This is a genomic window from Pseudomonas sp. BLCC-B112 (assembly GCF_028550695.1).
GTDB lineage: Bacteria > Pseudomonadota > Gammaproteobacteria > Pseudomonadales > Pseudomonadaceae > Aquipseudomonas > Aquipseudomonas danubii.
In genome coordinates this window covers 143,506-166,341 of record NZ_JAQQGK010000002.1, presented here as the reverse complement: position 1 = coordinate 166,341, position 22,836 = coordinate 143,506, and the positions used below count along the sequence as shown (strand labels likewise).

Sequence of the window (22,836 nt, the reverse complement as noted above, 5' to 3'; positions counted from 1 at the left end):
GCCTATGATCGGTCGCCTGGTGGTGATCGGCCTGGGGTTGATTGGTGGCTCCTTTGCCAAGGGGTTGCGCGAAAGTGGTGTATGTCGCGAAGTGGTCGGTGTCGATCTGGACCCGCAGTCCCGCCAGTTGGCGGTTGAGCTGGGGGTGGTGGATCGCTGTGAGGAGGACTTGGCTCTGGCTTGCCAGGGGGCCGATGTGATTCAGCTCGCGGTACCGATCCTGGCCATGGAAAAACTGCTGGCACTGTTGGCCGGCATGGATCTGGGGTCGGCGGTGCTGACCGATGTTGGCAGTGCCAAGGGTAATGTGGTGCGTGCGGCGCAGGCGGCCTTTGCGGGTATGCCAGCTCGGTTCGTCCCGGGGCATCCTATTGCCGGCTCCGAGCAGAGCGGCGTCGAAGCCTCCAATGCGCAGTTGTTCCGTCGTCACAAGGTGATCCTGACGCCTCTGGAGCAAACCGATCCTGCCGCGCTGGATCTGGTCGACAAGCTTTGGCGTGAGTTGGGGGCTGATGTCGAGCACATGCAGGTCGAGCGCCACGACGAAGTTCTGGCAGCGACCAGTCACCTGCCGCACTTACTGGCATTTGGTCTGGTCGACTCCCTGGCCAAGCGCAGTGAAAATCTCGACATCTTCCGTTACGCTGCGGGCGGGTTCCGCGATTTCACGAGAATCGCCGGCAGCGACCCGGTCATGTGGCACGACATCTTCCTCGCCAACCGCGAAGCAGTTCTGCGCACACTCGATACATTTCGCAACGATCTCGACGCCTTGCGCGACGCGGTCAATGCAGGGGACGGGCATCAGTTGTTGGGCGTATTCACTCGCGCCCGGGTTGCCCGCGAGCATTTCGGTAAAATCCTGGCCCGCCGGGCCTATGTGGACGCTATGAACTCCAACGATCTGATTTTCCTGGCAAATCCTGGTGGCCGCCTGTCTGGGCGGATTCGTGTACCGGGCGACAAATCGATTTCCCACCGTTCGATCATGCTTGGCTCCTTGGCTGAAGGCACCACCGAAGTTGAGGGGTTCCTCGAGGGTGAGGATGCTCTGGCGACGCTGCAGGCCTTCCGCGATATGGGGGTGGTCATCGAAGGTCCACACCATGGGCGTGTGACTATTCATGGTGTTGGTTTGCATGGCTTGAAGCCGGCTCCGGGCCCGATCTATCTGGGTAACTCCGGCACTTCGATGCGCCTGCTCTCCGGTCTGCTGGCTGCGCAGAGCTTCGACAGCACCCTCACGGGGGACCCCTCGCTGTCCAAGCGTCCGATGAATCGCGTGGCCAACCCGCTGCGGGAAATGGGTGCGGTGATCGAGACAGCGGCCGAAGGTCGCCCGCCAATGGTGATTCGTGGTGGTCACAAGCTCAAAGGGCTGACCTACACCTTGCCAATGGCCAGTGCCCAGGTTAAGTCCTGTCTGCTGTTGGCTGGCTTGTATGCTGAGGGGAAGACCACAGTCACAGAGCCAGCACCGACCCGCGACCATACTGAACGTATGCTGCGTGGTTTTGGCTACCCTGTGAGTGTTGACGGTGCAACTGCATCGGTTGAGTCGGGCGGTAAGCTCAAGGCAACTCATATCGAAGTCCCTGCAGACATTTCTTCTGCGGCGTTCTTTCTGGTAGCTGCTTCCATCGCCGAAGGCTCTGAGTTGGTGCTGGAGCATGTGGGAATCAACCCGACCCGTACTGGCGTGATAGATATCCTGCGCCTCATGGGCGCTGATATTCGTCTGGAAAACCAGCGCGAAGTCGGCGGTGAGCCGGTTGCCGATTTGCATGTGCGTGCCGCCAAGCTCAAGGGGATCGAGATTCCTGAAGAGTTGGTGCCATTGGCGATCGACGAATTCCCTGTGCTATTCGTGGCTGCCGCCTGCGCCGAAGGGCGTACTGTGCTGCGTGGCGCGGAAGAGCTGCGGGTCAAGGAGTCCGATCGTATCCAGGTAATGGCTGATGGCTTGCTGACCTTGGGAGTTAAGTGTGAGCCGACTCCTGACGGCATCATTATTGAGGGTGGCCAGATTGGGGGCGGTGAAGTGCATGGTCATGGTGATCACCGTATCGCCATGGCATTCAGCGTTGCTTCGTTGCGTGCCAATGCGCCGATTCGTATCCACGACTGTGCGAACGTTGCTACCTCGTTCCCGAACTTTCTTGCGTTGTGCGCGCAGGTGGGGATTCGTGTCGCGCAAGAGGCTCAGTCGTGAATATCAAGGCGCCCGTGATCACCATTGATGGGCCAAGTGGTTCAGGTAAAGGCACCATTGCTGGCAAGCTGGCCAAGCATCTGGGTTGGTGCCTGCTGGACTCCGGGGCTCTTTACCGGCTGCTGGCTTTCGCCGCACGCAATCATGGCGTTGACCTGACTAACGAAGAGTCGCTGAAGTTGTTGGCGGCTCATCTGGATGTGCAGTTTCTCGGTGCCACTGAAAATCATCCACAGCGGATCATCCTCGAGGGCGATGATGTGACCGACGACCTGCGCAATGAGCAGGTTGGAGCTTGGGCGTCTCAAGTGGCAGCGCTGCCGGCTGTGCGTGATGCCTTGTTACAGCGTCAGCGTGCATTCCAAGAGCCGCCGGGCCTGGTTGCGGATGGTCGCGACATGGGCACCGTGGTGTTTCCTGATGCGCCATTGAAGATTTTCCTGACTGCCAGTGCCGAGGAGCGTGCTCGTCGGCGCTACTTGCAGTTGAAGGGAAAAGTCGATGGTGTTAGTCTGTCGAGTCTGCTAGATGAGATACGTGCGCGCGACGAGCGCGACACCCAGCGAGCGGTAGCCCCGCTCAAGCCGGCGGCCGACGCCATACAGCTGGATTCCACGGAGTTGTCCATCGATCAGGTGTTGCAACGCATCTTGAGTGAGATCGCCATCCGCGATATCGCCGGGTGAACAAGGAGGGTCGCGGGGGACCAGTCATAGTCCTGCGATCTTTCTTTTATATGAACGTAACCCACATTGTCTGGGATGTGGCAGATGGGCGTATTCTTCGCCCTTATCAACAGGAATTAAAATGAGCGAAAGCTTTGCGGAACTCTTTGAAGAAAGCCTAAAAACCCTGAACCTTCAGGCAGGCTCCATCATCACCGGTGTTATCGTCGACATCGACTACCAAGCGCGTTGGGTAACCGTTCACGCTGGTCTGAAGTCTGAGGCACTGATCCCGCTTGAGCAGTTCTACAACGATGCTGGCGAACTGTCCATCAATGTTGGTGATGAAGTTCACGTTGCTCTGGATTCGGTTGAAGACGGTTTCGGTGAAACCAAGCTCTCCCGTGAAAAAGCCAAGCGCGCTGAATGCTGGATCGTTCTGGAGGCAGCCTTCGCAGCCGAAGAAGTGGTCAAGGGCGTTATCAACGGTAAGGTTAAAGGCGGCTTCACAGTCGACGTTAACGGCATCCGTGCGTTCCTGCCAGGTTCTCTGGTTGACGTCCGTCCAGTGCGCGACACCACGCACCTGGAAGGCAAAGAGCTCGAGTTTAAAGTCATCAAACTCGACCAGAAACGCAACAACGTTGTCGTTTCCCGTCGTAGCGTCCTCGAAGCCGAGAACTCCGCCGAGCGTGAAGCTCTGTTGGAGTCCCTGCAGGAAGGTCAGCAAGTCAAAGGTATCGTCAAGAACCTCACCGACTACGGTGCATTCGTTGATCTGGGCGGCGTCGATGGCCTGCTGCACATCACTGACATGGCTTGGAAGCGTATCAAGCATCCTTCCGAAATCGTCAACGTTGGCGACGAGATCGATGTCAAGGTTCTGAAGTACGATCGCGAGCGCAATCGTGTTTCCCTGGGCCTGAAGCAACTGGGCGAAGATCCATGGGTTGCTATCAAGGCTCGTTACCCAGAAAGCACCCGCGTTACCGCTCGTGTAACCAACCTGACCGACTACGGCTGCTTCGCTGAGCTGGAAGAGGGCGTGGAAGGCCTGGTGCACGTTTCGGAAATGGACTGGACCAACAAGAACATCCACCCTTCGAAAGTCGTACAAGTCGGCGACGAAGTGGAAGTTATGGTTCTGGACATCGACGAAGAGCGTCGTCGTATCTCCCTCGGCATCAAGCAGTGCAAGTCCAACCCATGGGAAGACTTCTCTGGCCAGTTCAACAAGGGCGATAAGATCTCCGGCACCATCAAGTCGATCACCGATTTCGGTATCTTCATTGGTCTGGACGGCGGCATCGACGGTCTGGTTCACCTGTCCGACATCTCCTGGAACGAAGTGGGCGAAGAAGCCGTACGCCGCTTCAAGAAGGGCGACGAGCTGGACACCGTTATCCTGTCGGTTGACCCAGAGCGCGAGCGTATCTCCCTGGGTATCAAGCAACTGGAAAGCGATCCGTTCTCCGAGTACGTTCAAGAGAACGACAAAGGCGCAATCGTTAAGGGTGTTGTAAAAGAAGTTGACGCCAAAGGCGCCATCATCACCCTGGCTAACGATATCGAAGCTACTCTGAAAGCCTCCGAAATCAGCCGCGACCGCATCGAAGATGCGCGTAACGTTCTGAAAGAAGGCGAAGAAGTTGAAGCCAAGATCATCAGCGTTGACCGTAAGAGCCGTGTAATCCAGCTCTCGATCAAGTCGAAAGACGTTGAAGACGAGAAAGAAGCTATCCAGAGCCTGCGCGACAAGCCAGCTGCTTCGGATATCGCTGCTGGTCCTACCACTCTGGGTGACCTGCTGCGTGCACAGATGGAAAAGCAGAACTAAGTTCTGTCAGACCATAAAAAGGGCGACTTCGGTCGCTCTTTTTTTTGCTCCAAAATCGTTAGTTTGAGAGTTCTCCGCAAGGGAAACCAATACGTACCGTGAGCTGTCTCTTTCTTAGGTGGCCGGCTGCATATTCGGAGCTAGGCTTTGCCTTGGATGTGCATCATTCGAGCAGCAGGGGCTGCTATAAGGAAGAGCATGAGCAGGCTGGTTATGATTGTTTTGGTTCTTTTGTTGGTTGGTTGTGCGACCAATGTAAAGACTCATGCTGTTCGTGGGGTCAGTGGTATTGAAATCGATTGTTCAGGTTTGGGAGCTGATTGGGGGCAGTGCTACAGGCGCGCTGCGAGCGAATGTAAGGCTAGTGGTTACAAAATCATCACTAAGTCGAGTGACGCCAGGGACGAGGAGGGAGATTATCCCTTCGGCTGGAATCCGGCGGGGTACCTCACGCGTACGATGCTCGTGATGTGTCGATAGAAAGGCCTGAGTTTACATCTCTGCGTCTCTATCACTGGCAAAAGGAGTTTGTGCTAGCTACGCAGTTCTTGGGCTGTTCAAAACCTTCAGAGCATGCTAAAACCTTTTGAGCACTGACCTAGCTGCTTGAAAAAGAAGGGAAAAATATGACGAAGTCGGAGTTGATCGAACGAATTGTCACCCATCAAGGGCTGCTGTCATCCAAGGATGTCGAGTTGGCTATCAAGACTATGCTTGAGCAAATGTCTCAGTGTCTGGCTACTGGGGATCGGATTGAAATTCGAGGATTTGGCAGCTTCTCGCTTCACTATCGTGCTCCTCGGGTAGGTCGTAACCCAAAAACTGGTCAGTCAGTTAGCCTGGATGGAAAGTTTGTGCCCCATTTTAAACCGGGTAAGGAGCTTCGCGATCGGGTAAATGAAGAGGAAGGAGATGGGCTCTAAGCCTGTAAACTAAGGATTCACCGTTTTTCTAATTTTACTAAAGAAGAGTTTCTTTGGTTTATCTTGCTGAGCACTTGTTGGCGAAAAATTTTTATATAGTTTTTAGTGTTTATAAAGTGTTTTTTTGTGTTGCTAGATTGTTTTTTATGAGTTTTATAGTTGGTGGTTTTTTTGGGCTTGTATTTTTGTGAGGTTGTGGCATTAGCAATTATAAATTGCGGGCTTTTTTGATATTGGATTATGGTTCATCAGGGCTCTATAAGTGCATAATGTCGTTTTTCGAGTGCTTCAGATACTACCCTGTAGCGCCAGTTCAAGAAGGTACAGTAGGAAATGAACAGGATCCTTTTGACAGGAGCATCCGGTTTTGTGGGAGGAGCTGTTCATGAATGCCTGTCTAAAATCTCAACTCAGAAGCTAACCTTGGCAATACGTAAGCCAGTGCAAGGGTTGATATCCTCTACGATCACTGCTCAGATTGATCAGATTGATGGCTTTACGGACTGGGCTCAGGCCCTGTTGGATTGTGATGTCGTAATACACGCGGCTGCTCGTGTCCATGTAATGCATGATTCCTCCCTTGATCCACTCGCTGAGTTTCGAAAAGTTAATGTTGACGGAACGCTGAATCTTGCGCGACAAGCTGCGCAAAGAGGGGTGCATCGGTTCATATTCATTAGTTCCATAAAAGTCAACGGTGAGGAAACGTCACTTGATGAACCCTACACTGCAGATATTGAGCCGGCTCCGGTGGATCCCTACGGAATTTCCAAGATGGAAGCGGAAAAGGGGCTTATGACCATAGCATCACAAACTGGAATGGAGGTTGTGATCATTCGGCCTACGCTTGTTTATGGCCCCGGGGTTAAGGCGAATTTCTTGAGTATGATGCAATGGTTGTATAAAGGAATTCCTTTGCCTTTTGGTGCTATATACAATCGCCGCAGTTTAGTTGCGTTGGGTAACTTGGTAGATTTGATTGTTACTTGTATTGATCATCCCAAAGCCGCAAATCAAACATTTCTGGTTAGCGATGGTGATGATCTATCAACAACTGTATTGCTCGAGAAAATGGGCGCAGCATTGGGGAAAAGTGCTCGCTTGTTACCTGTGCCGAGTGGCGTTTTGAAGTTTGGTGCTGCTATGTTGGGAAAAAAATCGTTGTCTCAACGATTGTGCGGCTCGCTTCAAGTTGATATAGAGAAGAATCGCGAGTTACTGGGGTGGAGTCCGCCTATAACTGTAGATGTCGCGATTGGTCTTACTGCCAAGCATTTTATTGATAGTCATTCCTGAATCCTCATGCTTATCAGGAGTGTTTTTTCAAGAGGCTTTCATTTTTTAGGTTGAGCAGTTCTAGTTGTGCTTGCTCTCTAGTTTGGAATTAGGGAAAAATATACATGGCAATCTGGTGGTTGATGTTGGCGGTGCTCGGCATTTCGCTTTTGTTAACTTGGGTGCTACGTCGTTATGCGCTTGCCCGCAGCCTGATGGATATTCCCAATAACCGTAGTTCTCACTCGGTACCTACCCCAAGAGGGGGGGGCGTTGCAATTGTTTTGAGCTTTCTTGTGGCCAGCCCTTTTCTGACTTTTTTTGTTGATGTGCCTTGGCCGTATATTTGGGCTCTATGGGGAGCTGGTGCGCTTATTGCGGTTATTGGCTTTCTGGATGATCACGGACATATAGCTGCACGTTGGAGGCTACTTGCTCATTTTTCTGCCTCGATTTGGGCGTTAGCGTGGCTGGGTGGCTTGCCCCCTGTAAAATTGCTAGGAGTGGACTTCAACCTTTCATGGATTGGACATTTTTTCGCTGTTTTCTATTTGGTCTGGATGCTTAATCTATATAACTTCATGGATGGTATTGATGGAATAGCCAGTGTGCAGGCAGTGAGCGCATGTCTTGGTGCATGCGTTATCTATTGGTTGTCCGGAGACGTATCTTTGATCTGGATGCCGCTACTATTAGCTGTGGCAGTACTTGGGTTTCTTTATTGGAATTTCCCCCCAGCACGAATTTTTATGGGTGATGCGGGCAGTGGTTTTCTCGGGCTTATTTTGGGTTTGTTTTCATTACAGGCTGCTTGGACCTCTTCACGCTTTCTTTGGGTTTGGTTGATTCTTCTTGGAGTATTCATTGTCGATTCGACTTTTACTCTGGCTCGTAGATTGTTACGTGGAGATAAAGTTTATGAAGCTCATCGCAGCCATGCTTATCAATTTGCCTCCCGCCAATTTGGTCGACATCTGCCGGTGACTCTGGCGGTTATGGTGATTAACGTATTTTGGCTGCTGCCAATTGCTATGTGCGTGGGGCTATTCGACTTGGATGGTAGTATGGGCATGGTATTGGCTTATGTGCCTTTGGTGCTCCTTGCTATAAGGTTTCATGCGGGAGAGCTGGAGAAAGCCGGCTGACAGGGCTTGATGTTAGGAGTAGGCAAATGAATGCTCCACATTAGTGTGTAAGATAGATCGAGGCTAGGGGCCGGGATTCGAAAAAGCGATTATGGATACAATACGAACATGTCTGTTAAAGCTTCCACGCCGACAGAAGCGAGTCCTGCAAGTCATCACCGATATTTTGTTAGTGTGGGCTGCGTTGTGGATGGCGTTTGTCGTCAGGCTGGGTTTTGATGACCTAAACAATCCCTTTGTCGTGCATTTCTGGCTCTTTGCTAGCGCACCCATCGTTGCCATACCTTTGTTTGTACGGTTCGGGATGTATCGTGCAGTCATGCGCTATTTTGGTAACGATGCCCTCATAGCAATAGTTAAGGCTGTGACTTTGTCTGCCTTGGTTCTTGCCTTGGTCGTTTATCTGTATAGCAATCATCAAACAGTAGTGCCACGCTCAATTGTGTTCAACTATTGGTGGTTGAGTATGGTGATGATCGGTGGGCTCAGGCTCGCTATGCGCCAGTACTTTCTGGGGGATTGGTTCACTGCAGCCCAGCATGTGCCCTTCACCAATAGGGATGATGGTTTACCCAAGGTAGCCATTTATGGCGCGGGGGCGGCAGGTAATCAACTGGTTGCAGCGTTGCGATTGGGGCGACTGATGCGGCCGGTGGCATTTATTGATGATGACAGCAGTATCGCTGACCGGATGATCGCCGGACTACAAGTATACAAACCCAAGCATTTACAACAGATGATTGACGAAACAGATGCAGAAGAGATACTTCTTGCTATCCCTTCGTCCACTCGTAGTCGCCGAAGAGAGATTCTGGGTTATCTGGAAGGTTTTCCCCTTCATGTTCGAAGTGTTCCTGGCTTTATGGATTTGGCCAGTGGGCGAGTGAAGGTTGATGACATTCAAGAAGTAGACATTGCGGACTTGCTTGGGCGTGACTCTGTGCCTGCTCAAGGCGATTTGTTGGCGCACTGTATAAAAGGGAAAACTATTCTGGTGACAGGTGCCGGCGGATCTATTGGATCTGAGCTTTGTCGACAGATTTTGTCCTTGGGCCCCACCGCTCTGATTCTGCTCGATCATAGCGAGTTCAATCTCTACAGTATTTTGTCTGAGCTTGAACAGCGTGTGGCGCGAGAGGCTCGTATTGTAAAATTGCTCCCTATACTAGGCTCTGTGCGTAACTACGAAAAGCTGTTGTCTGTCATGAAAACCTGGAGTGTCGAGACGGTTTATCATGCTGCTGCTTATAAGCATGTACCGATGGTAGAGCATAATATTGCTGAAGGTGTACTTAATAATGTGATGGGTACGCTCAACACGGCGCAGGCCGCTTTGCAATCCGGTGTGGCTAATTTTGTACTGATTTCTACTGATAAGGCTGTTCGCCCAACTAACGTAATGGGCAGCACGAAGCGTTTAGCGGAACTTACTCTGCAGGCGTTGAGCAAAGAAGTGGCGCCAGTGTTGTTCAATGACTCTTCAAATATTTCGAGGGTAAATAAAACCCGTTTCACCATGGTGCGTTTCGGTAATGTATTGGGCTCTTCAGGCTCGGTCATTCCACTGTTTCACAAACAGATCAAATCAGGTGGTCCGCTGACGGTCACTCATCCGAAGATTACGCGCTATTTCATGACTATTCCGGAAGCTGCTCAGCTGGTTATCCAGGCTGGATCGATGGGGCAGGGCGGTGATGTTTTTGTGCTGGATATGGGTGAGCCGGTGAAAATCGTCGAGTTGGCGGAAAAGATGATTCATCTCTCCGGGCTGAGCATCCGCTCGGAAAAAAATCCTCATGGCGATATCGCTATCGAGTTTACCGGCCTTCGTCCTGGTGAAAAGCTTTACGAAGAGTTGCTGATTGGCGACAACGTAGTGGCGACTCAACACCCAATGATCATGAGCGCCAATGAGGATCATCTGTCTTGGGATTTGCTTAAGGCCAAGCTCAGCGAACTCCTTGCAGCGCTTGAGTTAGATGATTATGCAAGAGTTCGACAACTGCTTCGTGAGACGGTGAGTGGTTATACCCCGGACGGTGAAATCGTCGACTGGGTTTATCAACAGCGGCGTCTCAAACCTTGAATCTACACAACCGGTAACCCTCCTGCTTTTGACTTGCCTGCGGCATCACCTAGGTTTGGAAGGCAGCTTCGGAAAAGCTGCTTTCCTTACTCGATGTCATGGAGCGTCACTATGCGTAACTCTTATCTTTCCTCGCTGATCTTTGCCGTTCTAGCCAGCCTTTCGCTTGCAGCTCAAGCAGCGCCTGCTGTCAAGGCGCAGACTGTTGCTCCTGAGGCAGTGGAGCAGGCAACGCCTCAAGTCAGCAAAATCAACCTCAATACCGCCGATATGGCTGTCCTGCAGCGCGAGCTATTTGGAATTGGCGAGGCCAAGGCCAAGGCGATTGTCGCTTATCGTGAAGAGAATGGTCCCTTTGCTTCGGTGGATGAACTGCTTGAGGTCAAGGGTATCGGCAAGACTATCCTGGAGCGCAATCGAGACAAGCTCGTCGTCAACTGACTTGATCAAGTAGCAATCGAAGGTCGGTCAGTGACCGGCCTTCTGTATTTCGGGCGGATTTGGTGCCTAGCCATGAATCTCTATCAACGGGCATTTTTTTCATGGTGCTGCAAGAGTATTGTGTATGTAATATTTTTCGCTCTCCGGATGTTCCAATCGGAGGCGTCCATTACTTTCAAGATTGTCAGGAGCAGCCGCGACGAGTTTTTTCGCGGCCGGGCGCAGGGCCATCATCAATATTGTCTCGGTGGTTGCGTTAATCCCGGAGCGTTTCAATGCGACTTACAGTGCCGCCAAGGCTTACGTGCTAAGCCTGACTCAGTCACTGCAGGCTGAGTTGAAAGGCAATGACGTTCAGGCTCAGGGGAGCTTGCCTGACGTTACTTGTACCGAGATCTGGGGGCGTTCAGGCTTGGAGGCTAAGGCCATCTCCCTAGAAATGGTGATGGAGGCGACTGAGATGGTGGACGCGGCATTGAGTGGTTTCGACCAGAGAGAGTTGATCACGCTGCCTTCGTTTCCCGCTCCGGCGGACTTGCAGGCACTGGTCGCCGCACGCCTGGCCTTGGGGGCCAATCTTTCCAGGAACAGTGCCGCCGCGCGTTCCAAGTAAGGCGGCCCATGGAGCGGGTTGTATTATTCCTGCTCCTGTTTCTTCAGGCCCTCACTGACGACTTCCAGTATCTGTACCGCCAGTTCAGGACTTTCCACGCTGCGCGAGAGCATCAACGCTCCCACCAGGGTCGACATGATCATCAGGCTGCGTTGCGCCTTATTTTCACCTTCCAGAGTCGCTTCCACTTGGGCAAGTCTGGCATTGAGCACTGCATCGGTGGTGGGGCTGGGTTGGCCGCGCTGGCCGAGTTCCGAACTCATTGTTGGTAGTGGGCAACCTTGATGGGGTGAGCTGCGATGCCACTCGGAAAGGTAGTTGTCGATAAATGCCTGCAAGGGCTGTTCTTGTGTGAACAGGGTTGCGCAGTGGGCATCCAGGTCTTGCGCAGCTGCGCAAAGGGCTTCTTCTACCAGCTCATCCTTGGACTTGAAGTGGGAGTAGAAACCGCCATGGGTCAGGCCCAGTGCCTTCATCAGTGGTTGTAATCCCGTTCCCCCTATTCCATCACGACGAAAACGTTCCGAAGCTTCTTTGATAATGCGTTGATGTGTCTGGGCTTTATGGTCTGCTGAATAACGCATTTGAGAAACCTCCACAACTAGAGCGTTATTTTAACCAAGGATCATCAGATCACGCCCCTACTTATCAGTGGGTGTTTTGCGTATTTACAGCGTTCCGACAGGTAGGGCGAGTGTTTGCTGGGCGCTCAGGAATTGGCACGATAAGTGATTAAAGTTTGATCATGAATTGTTGAACAATCTCGAGGTGTTGCCATGAGCAACGGTTTATCCCTTGCGGACCAGATTAGGGTGGAACTGCGTGCCGACATTATCGGTGGTCGCCTTTTGCCTGGCATGCCGTTGGTAGAGAGCGATCTGGTCAACACCTACAACGCTTCGCGCAACACCATACGTGAAGCGTTGCACGGCTTGGGCCAGGAGGGGTTGACCCACTATGTCCGTTATAAAGGCGTGGTGGTCAGACGCCTGAGCAGCGATGAGGTAAAGGATCTGTTCCGAGTACGTCGGACTCTGGAGTTGCAGGCGATCGCCAGTGCAAGGCCGCTGAGCGAGTGCCAGGCTGATCGTATGCTCGACGCCATCGAGGCGGCCCAATTGGCCCGAGATCGCGAGGACTGGCGTGCTGTCGGGACCCATGGTTTGCGCTTTCATCAGCAGGTGGTAAGGCTACTGGATTCCCCCTTGTTCGATGAATTTTTCACCAATGTAGTGGCGCAATTGCGTCTGGTGTTTTGCGCCGCGCCGGATGAAGCGTTGTTCCAGGCGCCCTGGCTGGTTCGTGACCGGCAGATTCACCAATGGCTGGTGGAGGGTGACAAAGCCCGCGCCGGCGAGGCAATGGAGGCATACCTGGACGACTCCGAGCGCCTGCTGCTGAACATGTTCAGCCAATCCTTGCGTCACTGAGTGAGGGCGATACCCATGTACAAAGACTATCCAGCGGCTTATCAGGTCAGTAAAGGCTCGGCGCTGCAGGTGGATACAACCTTTTATGAACGTATCCGTGATAACCGGGCACAACGTACGCTGATCGAGCAGTTCGAGGTGCCGATTCGTACGGGCCGGGCCTGGAAGGTGCCTGCCGGTCATGTGTTTCGAGTGACCACGCCGGTAGGCCCGCAAGTGGGGGACTTCAACGTCTGGAATGCCAATGACCCGCGAGAACGCCTATGGGCCGCACGTACCCGGCAGTTGCAGGGAGCCCATGTCAGCACCCATGACCGGCTCTGGTCGAACCTGCCTTTTTTGCGGCCGCTGGTCACGATCACCGATGACAGCCTGGCGAATTATGGTATCGACGAGCATGGCGGGCGCCTGCACGATTTATTGGGTACCCGGTGCGATCCCTATGTGAACCGAATGCTCACAGGCGAGGATTTTCATCATCACTGTCACTCCAATCTGACACGGGCGGTTCTGCCCCATGGCCTCACCGAATTCGACGTGCATGACGTATTGAATATCTTTCAGTGCACTGGCCTTAATCATGACGACATGTATTTCATGAAGGCCTGTCCGGCGCAAAAGGGCGACTATCTGGAGTTTTTTGCCGAAATCGACCTGCTGTGTGCACTGTCGACCTGCCCGGGGGGCGATCTGTCCTTGCCGATGTGGGGCCCCGAGGCTCAGGACCCCTTGAGTGTTTGCCGGCCACTGGGAGTGGAGATCTATCGTCTCGAAGAGTCACTGCTTGAAGGCTGGAGCCAGCCGGAGCGGGCGGCCTACAAAGGTCTGCACGGTTTGCACATCGCCAAGGCCGAATGGGAAAAGTAGGGCCTTGAGCAGTCCCTTCAATGCAGGACGAAGGGGCTGACGGGATTAACGATCCTGCGCTTCTTTGGCATCCATTTCCGCGTTGCGTTCGGCTATGCGTTTACGTTGCTCATCAGTCAGTTCCACCTTGTGGGCGGTGTCGCGCAGCATCATTAAGCCGCCGACGATCGAACCGATAGCAACCACCAGAATCAACCAGGCATACCAGGGCATAGGGCTCTCCTTGAACGGCAGTTTCCCGAGGACGAAGGTTCGCCCTCTGGACTGCCTGTAATGCTTTGAGTTAAAGCGTTTCGCACTGGTTCCATTGTATGCCTGATTGTTCTGGCCAGTAGTGCCCGATGCTTACAAACCGGTGAGCATGGCATCCGCCGGGGCATCGGCCCGCAGTTGTGCGGTGAGCTGAAAGTAAATGAAACCCAGCACCATGAAGCCGAGGAAGATCAGGCCAATCAGCGCGTTGAACCAGGCCATGGCCACCAGGCACACCAGCGCCAGTACCAGTGCGATGGCGGGTACCAGCGGGTAGCCCGGGGCGCGGAAGCTGCGTGGCAGGTCCGGTTCGGTCCGGCGCAGTTTGAACAGGCTGAGCATGCTCATGATGTACATCACGATGGCGCCGAATACCGCCATGGTGATCATTGCGGCGGTCAGGGTCATGCCGCCCAGGTTGATCAGGCCATCGCTGTAGATCGCGGCGATACCGATCAGGCCGCCGGCGATGATCGCCCGGTGTGGCGTCTGGAAACGTGACAGCCTGGCCAGGGATGCTGGCAGATAGCCGGCACGGGCGAGGGCAAAGAACTGCCGCGAATAGCCGAGGATGATCCCGTGGAAGCTGGCCACGAGGCCAAACAGGCCGATCCACACCAGCATGTGCAGCCAGCCGGAACTGTCGCCCACCACGGCTTTCATCGCCTGGGGCAACGGGTCGTTGATATTGGCCAGGGTGCGCCAGTCACCCACTCCGCCAGCGAAGAACATCACCCCCATGGCCAGCAGTACCAGGGTCAGAATGCCGCTGATGTAGGCCTTGGGAATGGTGCGTTTGGGGTCCTTGGCTTCTTCGGCGGCCATGGCCGCACCCTCGATGGCTAGGAAGAACCAGATGGCGAAGGGGATGGCGGCGAACATTCCGGCAATTGCCGGGGCACCGAAGGTGTCGGCTCCGGCCCAGCCATTGAGGGCGAAATTGCTGAAGCTGAAGGCCGGTGCTACCACGCCCATGAATACCAGTAGCTCTGCCACCGCCAGTACGCACACCACCAGTTCGAAGGTAGCCGCCAGTTTTACCCCGAGGATGTTCAGGCCCATGAAGACGAGGTAGGCCCCCACGGCGGCATGCTTGGGGTCCAACGCCGGAAACTGCACATTCAGGTAGGCGCCAATGGCCAGGGCAATCGCCGGTGGCGCAAAGACGAATTCGATCAAAGTGGCCAACCCGGCAATCAAGCCGCCTTTCTCACCAAAGGCGCGCCGGCTGTAGGCAAAGGGGCCTCCTGCATGGGGAATGGCCGTGGTCAGCTCGGTGAAACTGAATATAAAGCAGGTATACATGGTGGCGACCAGTAAAGAGGTCACGAGGAAACCAAGGGTTCCGGCCACGCCCCAGCCATAGCTCCAGCCGAAGTATTCCCCGGAAATCACCAGACCGACCGCGATACCCCATAAATGCAGCGTGCCCAGAGTGGGCTTGAGTTGTGTGTTCATCAGTTGCTCCCTGAACGGTTGGAAGTGCTCGGGACTGGCCTGTGCAGCGCCCATGCCAGTCTCGTGGCGACCGTCGTAAAGCCAGGAAAGCGGTCGTATCGAGGATGTTTTCCAGGTTTTTATCGTCGATCGATATCAGTCTGGTGCATCCCGGTGCCTTCGATTGGGGCAGAGGAGCATGGGGGCTGCCGCTGTCGTCTTCCAACTGCCCAGATAAACGCCGCATAAAGCCAGTCTTTACGCTTTCTTTATGGGCCTCCCACCCCGTCGATCTCGTTCCTTTACAGGCACCCTGCGGACAATGGCTGCATTCGCGGCAATCGCCGTACCTCGGAGACATTCCATGAACATTCTGGACGCGGTGTCATTGCTACTGGCAGTGGGCCTGTTCGTTTATCTACTGGTTGCGCTGCTGCGCGCGGATCGGAACTAGGAGCTGCGGTTATGCACAGTTATGACTATTGGCTGCTCCTCGCCTTCTTTGCCCTGGTGCTGCTGCCCGCGCCCTGGCTGGGACGTTTCTACTACAAGGTCATGGAAGGCCAGCGCACCTGGCTGACCCCGGTGCTGGGGCCGGTGGAGCGTGCGTGCTACCGGATTTCCGGGGTCGATCCACAAGACGAGCAGAGTTGGCAGAAATACACCCTGGCCTTGCTGGCCTTCAACCTGGCGGGTTTTGTCCTGCTGTTTGCCATCCTGCTGTTCCAGGGGTATCTGCCACTCAACCCGCAGAATCTTCCGGGACAGGAATGGACCCAGGCGTTCAACACCGCCGTCAGTTTCATGACCAATACCAACTGGCAGTCCTACAGTGGTGAGGCCTCCCTGAGCTACCTCAGCCAGATGGTCGGCCTGACCGTGCAGAACTTCGTCAGCGCTGCTACCGGGCTGACGGTGCTGGTTGCCTTGTGCCGCGGCATTGGCCGGCGTTCGGTGCGCACCCTGGGCAACTTCTGGGTCGACATGACCCGCGCGACTCTCTATGGCTTGCTGCCGCTGAGTCTGTTGCTGGCGTTGTTCCTGGTCTGGCAGGGCGTGCCCCAGACCTTTGCCCACTACGTGGATGCCCTTACCTTGCAAGGTAACGACCAGGTGATTCCCCTGGGCCCGGCGGCGAGCCAGATCGCCATCAAACAGTTGGGCACCAATGGTGGTGGCTTCTTCGGTGTCAACTCGGCTCACCCGTTCGAGAATCCCAGTGCCTGGAGCAACCTGTTCGAGTTGGTGTCGATCATCCTGATTCCCGTGGCCCTGGTATTCACTTTCGGCCACTACGTCAAGGATCTGCGCCAGAGCCGCGCGATCATTGCCTGCATGTTTGCCCTGTTCCTGATTGGCGGCGCCACCTCGTTGTGGGCGGAGTACCAGCCCAATCCGGCGTTGCAGAATGCTGCGGTGGAGCAGGCGGCACCTCTGGAAGGCAAGGAAGCGCGCTTCGGCACCACTGCCACGGTGCTCTGGTCGGTGACCACCACGGCCGCGTCCAATGGCTCGGTGAACGGCATGCATGACAGCCTGAATCCTCTGAGCGGCATGGTGGCGCTGATCAACATGATGGTGGGGGAAGTGATCTTCGGCGGTGTCGGCGCGGGTCTCTACGGCATGCTGTTGAACGTACTGATCGCGGTATTTCTTGCCGGGTTGATGATCGGTCGCACCCCGGAATACCTGGGCAAGAAGCTTCAGGCCAAGGAAGTGCAATTGCTGGTAGTGACCCTGATGGTCATGCCCATTGGCGTCCTCGTCCTCGGTGCCCTGGCCGCCAGCCTGCCTGGCCCGGCCGGAGCCATCAGCAATCCAGGGCCTCACGGTTTCAGCCAGTTGCTGTATGCCTACACCTCAGCCAGCGCCAACAACGGCTCGGCCTTTGGTGGCTTCAGTGCCAACACCCCCTTCCATAACCTGATGCTGGGCCTGGGCATGCTGATTGGACGTTTCGGCTACATCCTGCCGGTGCTGGCCCTGGCTGGCAGCCTGGGGCTGAAGAAGCCCGCCCCCATCGGCCAGAACAGCTTTCCCACTCACGGCCCGTTGTTCGTGGCCTTGTTGACCGTGACCATTTTGCTGGTGGGCGGCCTGACTTTCCTGCCGACCCTGGCGTTGGGCCCAATCGCTGAACACTTGAGCATGGGCTTCTGAGGACCTGATGATGAATATGCATGTTCCTGCCTCGAACAAGGCTGTTGACTCGGCCGCCAAGGCCAAGCGTACCCAGGCCGAATCTTCGAGCACCGCGATCTCTGCTCTGTGGCGCCCGGCGCTGATTCAGGCCTTCGTCAAGCTCGACCCTCGCCAGTTGCAACGTTCGCCGGTGATGTTGGTGGTGGAGTTGACGGCAATCCTGACCACTGTGCTGTGTTTCGTGCCGGATACCTCGGTATCGACGTTCGTCGCGGCACAGATAGCCCTCTGGCTGTGGTTCACCGTGCTTTTCGCCAACTTTGCCGAAGCCCTGGCAGAGGGCCGTGGCAAGGCCCGGGCCGACAGCCTCAAGGCCGGCAGCGAAGGCTTGAGTGCTCGCCGTCGCACCAGCGAGGGCACCTATCAGGTGGTGCCGGCGATCAACCTGCGCAAAGGCGATGTGGTGCGGGTTGAAGCCGGGGAAATGATCCCGGGGGACGGCGAGGTGATCGAGGGCATTGCCGCGGTCAACGAGGCGGCGATTACCGGTGAGTCGGCGCCAGTGATCCGCGAGTCCGGTGGCGATCGCTCAGCGGTGACCGGCAACACCCGGCTGGTTTCCGACTGGCTGCTGGTGCGCATCACCAGCAATCCCGGCGAGTCGACCCTGGATCGCATGATCGCCCTGGTGGAAGGTGCCAAGCGGCAGAAGACGCCCAACGAAGTGGCCCTGGATATCCTGCTGATCGGCCTGACCCTGATCTTCCTGCTGGTGGTGGTGACCCTGCAGCCCTTCGCCCACTTTGCCAATGGCAGCCTGCCGCTGGTGTTCCTGGTGGCGTTATTGGTCACCCTGATTCCCACCACCATCGGCGGCCTGCTGTCGGCCATCGGCATTGCCGGGATGGATCGTCTGGTACGCCTCAATGTGATCGCCAAATCCGGGCGTGCGGTGGAGGCCGCGGGGGATGTGCACGTGTTGTTGCTGGACAAGACCGGCACCATCACCTTCGGCAACCGTCGTTGCAGCGCCATTCATCCGGCTCCCGGCGTGAACGCTCGTGAGCTGGCCGAAGCAGCATTGCTGGCTTCACTGGCGGATGACACTGCCGAAGGCAAATCCATCGTCGAGTACTTGCGGGAGCTTTATCCACAACCTGAACCGGCTCCTGAAGTCTTGACCGCCGTGCCATTCAGTGCGGAAACCCGCCTGTCCGGCGTCGATTACCAGGGCCGGATCTATCGCAAGGGGGCGGTGGATTCGGTGCTGAACTTTGTCGGCCTCAAGCGCAGCGACCTGGCGCCGGCTCTGTCCCGGGAAATCGACAAGATCGCCCAGAGCGGTGGTACTCCACTGCTGGTGTGCGGCGAAGGCCGGATGCTCGGGGCCATTCACCTCAAGGATGTGGTCAAGCCGGGTATCCGCGAGCGTTTCGCCGAGTTGCGCAAGCTGGGGATTCGCACTGTCATGGTGACCGGCGACAACCCGCTGACCGCTGCCGCCATCGCCGCTGAAGCCGGGGTCGACGACGTACTGGCCGAAGCCACGCCGGAGAAGAAACTGGCGCGCATCCGTCACGAGCAGAACGACGGACGCCTGGTGGCGATGTGCGGCGACGGTGCCAACGACGCCCCGGCACTGGCCCAAGCCGATGTCGGCATGGCGATGAACGACGGCACTCAGGCGGCCCGCGAGGCGGCCAACATGGTCGACCTGGACAGTGATCCGACCAAGCTGCTGGACGTGGTGCAGATCGGCAAGGAGCTGCTGGTGACCCGGGGCGCCCTGACCACCTTTTCCATCGCCAACGATGTCGCCAAGTACTTCGCCATTCTGCCGGCGCTGTTCGCAGCGATTTATCCACAGCTGGGCGTGCTCAACATCATGCACCTGACCAGCCCGCAGAGCGCGATTCTCTCGGCAATCGTATTCAACGCCCTGATCATCGTGGTGCTGATCCCTCTGGCGTTGCGCGGGGTCAGGGTCCAGGCCGCCAGTGCCGCCCACCTGCTGCGGCGCAACCTGCTGATCTACGGTGTGGGTGGGATCGTGGTGCCCTTTGTCGGGATCAAGCTGATCGACATGCTGCTGACCGCCTTGCGCCTGGTGTAACTCGCCTGCGGCATTGACTGAATCGAGGATTGAGAAATGACTAGCGTATTGCGTCCGGCCTTGAGCCTGATTGTGTTGATGAGTCTGATTACTGGCGTGGCCTATCCATTGGTGGTGACCGGTGTGGCCCAGGTGGCGTTCCCGGATCAGGCCAATGGCAGCTTGGTGCGTGATGCCCAGGGCAAGGTGCGTGGTTCGGCCCTGATTGCCCAGGATTTTGTCGGTGATGCCTGGTTTCATCCACGCCCATCGGCAGGAGCCTTTGCCACGGTGTCCAGTGGTGCCAGCAACTTGGCGCCGAGCAACCCGGCCCTGGCCACGCGGGTGATCGACGATGCCCAAAAGCTCCAGGTGCCAGGTCAAGGGCCGGTGCCGCTGGCCTTGCTCACCACCTCCGGCAGCGGCCTTGATCCGCACTTGCCACCCGAGGCGATTGACTATCAACTAGCGCGGGTCGCGGCGGCGCGCAATCTGCCGGCGGCTAAGCTACAGGCGCTAGTACAGGCACATATCGAGCGGCCGCTGGTGGGGCCGCCGGTGGTCAATGTACTGGCCCTGAACCAGGCCCTGGAGAATCTGTAACCGCTGCCGTTCGTGCGGGTGACAGCGTCTAGAGTGCGGATTGAACTGATTGTTTTGTTGCAGAGAGATAACCCATGAGTGATTCCGGCCGCGCCGACGCGCTGCTAGCTGATCTGCCCCGGGATGGCCGCGGCCGGCTCAAGGTCTTTCTTGGCGCCGCTCCCGGCGTCGGCAAGACCTACGCCATGCTTCAGGCCGCCCACACGCAAATGCGCCAAGGGGTCAAGGTGCTTGCCGGGGTAGTGGAAACCCACGGTCGTGCCGAGACCGAAGCGCTGCTGAGCGGCTTGCCGCAGCAGCCCCTGGTGCGCTCGGAATACCGTGGGGTGGTGCTCGAAGAGATGGATCTGGATGGCCTGTTGAAGGCCCGGCCCAAGCTGGTGCTGGTGGACGAACTGGCCCACAGCAATGCGCCGGGCAGCCGGCATGCCAAGCGTTGGCAGGATATCCAGGAACTGCTGGCGGCGGGTATCGACGTGTTCACCACGGTCAACGTCCAGCACCTGGAGAGCCTCAACGATCAGGTGCGCGGCATCACTGGGGTCCAGGTCCGCGAGACGCTGCCCGACTGGGTGCTGCAGGAGGCCTATGAATTGCTGCTGGTGGACCTGCCGCCGCGGGAGCTCCTGGAGCGCCTGCGGGACGGCAAGGTCTATGTACCGGAGCAGGCGCGGGCGGCCATCGATGCCTTTTTCACCCAGACCAACCTCACCGCGCTGCGGGAGTTGGCGATGCAGACTGCTGCGGCCCAGGTGGATAACGACCTGGCCCTGGGCTATCGCCAGTTGGGGCAGGCGGCTCCGGCGGTGCGTGGGCGTTTGCTGGTGGGCATTGATGGCGATGCCCAGGCCGAGCGTCTGGTACGCCATGCCAGTCGTGTGGCCCAGCGTCGGCATTTGCCCTGGAGCCTGGTGCATGTGGACAACGGCCGGCTGCGGGACGAGCAGTCGCGCCTGCGCTTGCAGGCGGCGCAGCAATTGGCTGAGCGCCTGGGCGGGGAGGTGGTCCTGCTGCGGGCTGGCGAGGTGGCCAAGACCCTGATCCAGCACGCCAGCGAACGCCGCGCCAGTCTGTTGCTGGTGGGGCAATCCAGCCGCCGCTGGCGTCGGCGCTGGTTTGGTGGTGGCCTGGCGGCGCGCCTCCTGCGTAATGCCGACGGCCTGGAAATCAACGTCCTGGACAGCGAGCCACAACCCCATCAGCCGGGTTTGCGAGCCAAGCATTCGCTGTTGTGGTTCGACTATGCCCTGGCGCTGTTGGCGACCGTGTTGGCCAGTGCCCTGGCCTGGGGGGTGGCCAGTGTGCTGCCGTTGCCGAACATTTCCCTGGTGTTTCTTGCCGCAGTGTTGCTGGTGGCCGTGCGCAGCAGCCTGGGGCCGGCCCTGGCCTGCGCGGCGCTGTCGTTCTTGAGCTATGACTTTCTGTTTATCCCGCCGAGTTTCTCTTTTGCCATCCAGCGTGAAGAGGATGTGCTGACTCTGCTGTTTTTCCTGCTCATGGCTGCGCTCACCGGCAACCTGGCGGCGCGCCAGCGGCGGCAGTTGCAGGCCCTGCGCGAGACCCAGGAGGAAACCGGTGAACTGTTGGACCTGTCGCGCAAGCTCACCGCTGCCACTGACCGGCAAGCGGTGATCAGTGCCGCAGCCCAGCACCTGCATGGGCGTGATGAGTTGCGTATCTGCCTGCTCAATCGCGACGGGCAGGGGGGCTGGAAAGTCGAAACCGGTGGCTCGCCGCAGTTCTCCGAGGCTGAGCGTGCGGCGGCCGATTGGGCCTGGCAGCACGATCAGCCTGCGGGGCTGGGGACCGGGACCTTGCCCTTCGGGCGCTGGTGGTGGTGGCCATTGTCGGTGGATGACGGCCCCTTGGGTTTGTTGGGTGTCTGTCCCAGGGAAGGCGAAGAGTTCAGTGGCCAGCGTCGCCGCCTGCTCACCGCCCTCAGCCAGCCCCTGGCCCAGGCGCTGGCTCGGGCGCGTCTGGCGGAGGATTTGGAGGCGGCGCGACTGCGCGGTGAAACCGAACAGTTACGCAGTGCCTTACTGGCCTCGGTGTCCCACGATCTGCGCACACCGCTGACCTCGATGCGCGGCAGCATCGACAGCCTGTTGGCGCTGGGGGAGGCGATTCCCCTGGAAGACCGGCGTGAACTCCTGGAAGGCACGCGGGATGAGGCCGAGCGCCTGGATCGCTACATCCAGAACCTCTTGGACATGACCCGGCTCGGCCATGGTGCGTTGAAACTGGCTCGCGACTGGGTCGCGCCGGGGGACATAGTCGGCAGCGCCCTGAACCGCCTGCGTGCGGTGCTGGCGCCGCTGCAGGTGAGCACCGAATTGCCAGCGGACCTGCCGTTGCTCCATGTGCATGCCGCCCTGATCGAGCAGGCACTGGTCAATGTCCTGGAGAACGCCGCACGCTTTTCGCCAAACCAGGGTCGCCTGCAACTCAAGGTCAGTGCCGATGAGCATGAATTGAGCTTTGCCGTCAGCGATGAGGGCCCGGGGATTCCCGAAGAGGAGCGGGCGAAGATCTTCGACATGTTCTATACCGCTGCCCGTGGCGATCGGGGAGGGCAGGGAACGGGGCTGGGCCTGGCGATTTGCCAGGGCATGGTTGGTGCCCACGGCGGGCATATCAGTGTCGCCGATGGCATTGACGGCCATGGCACCTGCATCACCTTGCACTTGCCATTGCAAACCCAGCCGGAGCTTGAGCAGGATCTGTGAATACCTGTAGAACGCAGTCATACCTCGCAACGCAAGCGCTACCGGGATTACCCGAGCAGCCTTGCGCTACTCTTTTGCCTCTTATTTGTC

19 protein-coding genes and 1 pseudogene are annotated in these 22,836 nt (G+C 56.9%); 17 read left to right on the top strand and 3 right to left on the bottom strand.

Annotation, left to right across the window (positions count from 1 at the left end; translation table 11 throughout):
* The first annotated feature begins 4 nt into the window (after positions 1-4).
* From PQT43_RS06260 to PQT43_RS06215, 10 genes and pseudogenes are all read left to right on the top strand, one after another.
* Positions 5-2,212 carry a bifunctional prephenate dehydrogenase/3-phosphoshikimate 1-carboxyvinyltransferase gene (locus PQT43_RS06260; RefSeq protein WP_102880475.1) on the top strand — a complete coding sequence of 736 codons (2,208 nt, stop codon included), beginning with the start codon at positions 5-7 and terminating at the stop codon, positions 2,210-2,212.
* Positions 2,209-2,898 carry a (d)CMP kinase gene (gene cmk, locus PQT43_RS06255; protein ID WP_011062580.1) on the top strand — a complete coding sequence of 230 codons (690 nt, stop codon included), beginning with the start codon at positions 2,209-2,211 and terminating at the stop codon, positions 2,896-2,898. The genes PQT43_RS06260 and cmk overlap by 4 nt, the downstream gene beginning before the upstream one ends.
* 121 nt (positions 2,899-3,019) lie before the next feature.
* On the top strand, positions 3,020-4,714 hold the full coding sequence (rpsA, locus tag PQT43_RS06250; RefSeq protein WP_007931318.1) for a 30S ribosomal protein S1: 1,695 nt from the start codon (positions 3,020-3,022) through the stop codon (positions 4,712-4,714).
* Positions 4,715-4,912: 198 nt separating this feature from the next.
* Complete coding sequence (locus PQT43_RS06245) at positions 4,913-5,194, top strand: hypothetical protein (protein WP_253085218.1); 282 nt, start codon at positions 4,913-4,915, stop codon at positions 5,192-5,194.
* 146 nt (positions 5,195-5,340) lie between these two features.
* Positions 5,341-5,637 (top strand): integration host factor subunit beta, encoded by a 297-nt coding sequence (gene ihfB, locus PQT43_RS06240; RefSeq protein ID WP_072442827.1) that lies wholly within the window; start codon positions 5,341-5,343, stop codon positions 5,635-5,637.
* Between the two features lie 333 nt (positions 5,638-5,970).
* Positions 5,971-6,933, top strand: a complete 963-nt coding sequence (locus PQT43_RS06235; protein WP_253085219.1) for a UDP-glucose 4-epimerase family protein — start codon at positions 5,971-5,973, stop codon at positions 6,931-6,933.
* A gap of 104 nt (positions 6,934-7,037) precedes the next feature.
* On the top strand, positions 7,038-8,057 hold the full coding sequence (locus PQT43_RS06230; protein WP_110594600.1) for an MraY family glycosyltransferase: 1,020 nt from the start codon (positions 7,038-7,040) through the stop codon (positions 8,055-8,057).
* Positions 8,058-8,148: 91 nt separating this feature from the next.
* A complete protein-coding gene (locus tag PQT43_RS06225; RefSeq protein ID WP_110653116.1) occupies positions 8,149-10,143 on the top strand; it encodes a polysaccharide biosynthesis protein in 1,995 nt (664 codons plus the stop codon).
* A 111-nt stretch (positions 10,144-10,254) separates the two neighbouring features.
* Positions 10,255-10,584, top strand: a complete 330-nt coding sequence (locus PQT43_RS06220; protein ID WP_102860865.1) for a ComEA family DNA-binding protein — start codon at positions 10,255-10,257, stop codon at positions 10,582-10,584.
* Positions 10,585-10,756: 172 nt separating this feature from the next.
* A pseudogene (locus PQT43_RS06215) lies at positions 10,757-11,197 on the top strand (SDR family NAD(P)-dependent oxidoreductase); the annotation flags it as partial.
* A 23-nt stretch (positions 11,198-11,220) separates the two neighbouring features.
* Here the strand turns inward: PQT43_RS06215 and PQT43_RS06210 are convergent.
* On the bottom strand, positions 11,221-11,781 hold the full coding sequence (locus PQT43_RS06210) for a TetR/AcrR family transcriptional regulator (RefSeq protein WP_102880462.1): 561 nt from the start codon (positions 11,779-11,781) through the stop codon (positions 11,221-11,223).
* A gap of 192 nt (positions 11,782-11,973) precedes the next feature.
* Between PQT43_RS06210 and PQT43_RS06205 the strand changes: the two genes are divergently transcribed.
* Together PQT43_RS06205 and PQT43_RS06200 are read left to right on the top strand one after the other, a co-directional pair.
* Entirely contained in the window at positions 11,974-12,627 is a 654-nt protein-coding gene (locus PQT43_RS06205; RefSeq protein WP_265073560.1) for a GntR family transcriptional regulator, read from the top strand.
* 15 nt (positions 12,628-12,642) lie between these two features.
* Complete coding sequence (locus PQT43_RS06200; RefSeq protein WP_102880460.1) at positions 12,643-13,494, top strand: urea carboxylase-associated family protein; 852 nt, start codon at positions 12,643-12,645, stop codon at positions 13,492-13,494.
* A gap of 45 nt (positions 13,495-13,539) precedes the next feature.
* Here PQT43_RS06200 and PQT43_RS06195 read toward each other — a convergent pair whose 3' ends face one another.
* Complete coding sequence (locus PQT43_RS06195) at positions 13,540-13,707, bottom strand: DUF2897 family protein (RefSeq protein WP_110594593.1); 168 nt, start codon at positions 13,705-13,707, stop codon at positions 13,540-13,542.
* Between the two features lie 132 nt (positions 13,708-13,839).
* Positions 13,840-15,204 (bottom strand): ethanolamine permease, encoded by a 1,365-nt coding sequence (gene eat / locus PQT43_RS06190; protein WP_102880459.1) that lies wholly within the window; start codon positions 15,202-15,204, stop codon positions 13,840-13,842.
* 343 nt (positions 15,205-15,547) lie between these two features.
* Between eat and kdpF the strand changes: the two genes are divergently transcribed.
* From kdpF to PQT43_RS06165, 5 genes are all read left to right on the top strand, one after another.
* The gene (gene kdpF / locus PQT43_RS06185; protein ID WP_016964080.1) at positions 15,548-15,637 is read left to right on the top strand and encodes a K(+)-transporting ATPase subunit F; all 90 of its coding nucleotides are present in this window, start codon (positions 15,548-15,550) and stop codon (positions 15,635-15,637) included.
* Between the two features lie 11 nt (positions 15,638-15,648).
* Positions 15,649-17,343: a potassium-transporting ATPase subunit KdpA gene (kdpA, locus tag PQT43_RS06180; RefSeq protein WP_102880458.1), complete on the top strand. Its 1,695-nt coding sequence runs from the start codon at positions 15,649-15,651 to the stop codon at positions 17,341-17,343.
* Positions 17,344-17,353: 10 nt separating this feature from the next.
* Positions 17,354-19,438: a potassium-transporting ATPase subunit KdpB gene (kdpB, locus tag PQT43_RS06175; RefSeq protein WP_272753610.1), complete on the top strand. Its 2,085-nt coding sequence runs from the start codon at positions 17,354-17,356 to the stop codon at positions 19,436-19,438.
* A gap of 36 nt (positions 19,439-19,474) precedes the next feature.
* Positions 19,475-20,020 (top strand): potassium-transporting ATPase subunit KdpC, encoded by a 546-nt coding sequence (kdpC, locus tag PQT43_RS06170; protein ID WP_102880456.1) that lies wholly within the window; start codon positions 19,475-19,477, stop codon positions 20,018-20,020.
* A gap of 74 nt (positions 20,021-20,094) precedes the next feature.
* The gene (locus tag PQT43_RS06165; RefSeq protein ID WP_102880455.1) at positions 20,095-22,746 is read left to right on the top strand and encodes a sensor histidine kinase; all 2,652 of its coding nucleotides are present in this window, start codon (positions 20,095-20,097) and stop codon (positions 22,744-22,746) included.
* The last annotated feature ends 90 nt before the right edge of the window (positions 22,747-22,836 follow it).

Coding starts and splice junctions, on each gene's coding strand:
- rpsA (WP_007931318.1), top strand. CDS start 3,020: ATGAGCGAAAGCTTTGCGGAACTCTTTGAAGAAAGCCTAAAAACCCTG.
- PQT43_RS06230 (WP_110594600.1), top strand. CDS start 7,038: ATGGCAATCTGGTGGTTGATGTTGGCGGTGCTCGGCATTTCGCTTTTG.
- kdpC (WP_102880456.1), top strand. CDS start 19,475: ATGACTAGCGTATTGCGTCCGGCCTTGAGCCTGATTGTGTTGATGAGT.
- eat (WP_102880459.1), bottom strand. CDS start 15,204: ATGAACACACAACTCAAGCCCACTCTGGGCACGCTGCATTTATGGGGT.
- PQT43_RS06220 (WP_102860865.1), top strand. CDS start 10,255: ATGCGTAACTCTTATCTTTCCTCGCTGATCTTTGCCGTTCTAGCCAGC.
- PQT43_RS06195 (WP_110594593.1), bottom strand. CDS start 13,707: ATGCCCTGGTATGCCTGGTTGATTCTGGTGGTTGCTATCGGTTCGATC.
- PQT43_RS06225 (WP_110653116.1), top strand. CDS start 8,149: ATGGATACAATACGAACATGTCTGTTAAAGCTTCCACGCCGACAGAAG.
- kdpA (WP_102880458.1), top strand. CDS start 15,649: ATGCACAGTTATGACTATTGGCTGCTCCTCGCCTTCTTTGCCCTGGTG.
- PQT43_RS06200 (WP_102880460.1), top strand. CDS start 12,643: ATGTACAAAGACTATCCAGCGGCTTATCAGGTCAGTAAAGGCTCGGCG.
- PQT43_RS06235 (WP_253085219.1), top strand. CDS start 5,971: ATGAACAGGATCCTTTTGACAGGAGCATCCGGTTTTGTGGGAGGAGCT.
- kdpB (WP_272753610.1), top strand. CDS start 17,354: ATGAATATGCATGTTCCTGCCTCGAACAAGGCTGTTGACTCGGCCGCC.
- PQT43_RS06245 (WP_253085218.1), top strand. CDS start 4,913: ATGAGCAGGCTGGTTATGATTGTTTTGGTTCTTTTGTTGGTTGGTTGT.
- PQT43_RS06165 (WP_102880455.1), top strand. CDS start 20,095: ATGAGTGATTCCGGCCGCGCCGACGCGCTGCTAGCTGATCTGCCCCGG.
- PQT43_RS06205 (WP_265073560.1), top strand. CDS start 11,974: ATGAGCAACGGTTTATCCCTTGCGGACCAGATTAGGGTGGAACTGCGT.
- kdpF (WP_016964080.1), top strand. CDS start 15,548: ATGAACATTCTGGACGCGGTGTCATTGCTACTGGCAGTGGGCCTGTTC.
- PQT43_RS06210 (WP_102880462.1), bottom strand. CDS start 11,781: ATGCGTTATTCAGCAGACCATAAAGCCCAGACACATCAACGCATTATC.
- ihfB (WP_072442827.1), top strand. CDS start 5,341: ATGACGAAGTCGGAGTTGATCGAACGAATTGTCACCCATCAAGGGCTG.
- PQT43_RS06260 (WP_102880475.1), top strand. CDS start 5: ATGATCGGTCGCCTGGTGGTGATCGGCCTGGGGTTGATTGGTGGCTCC.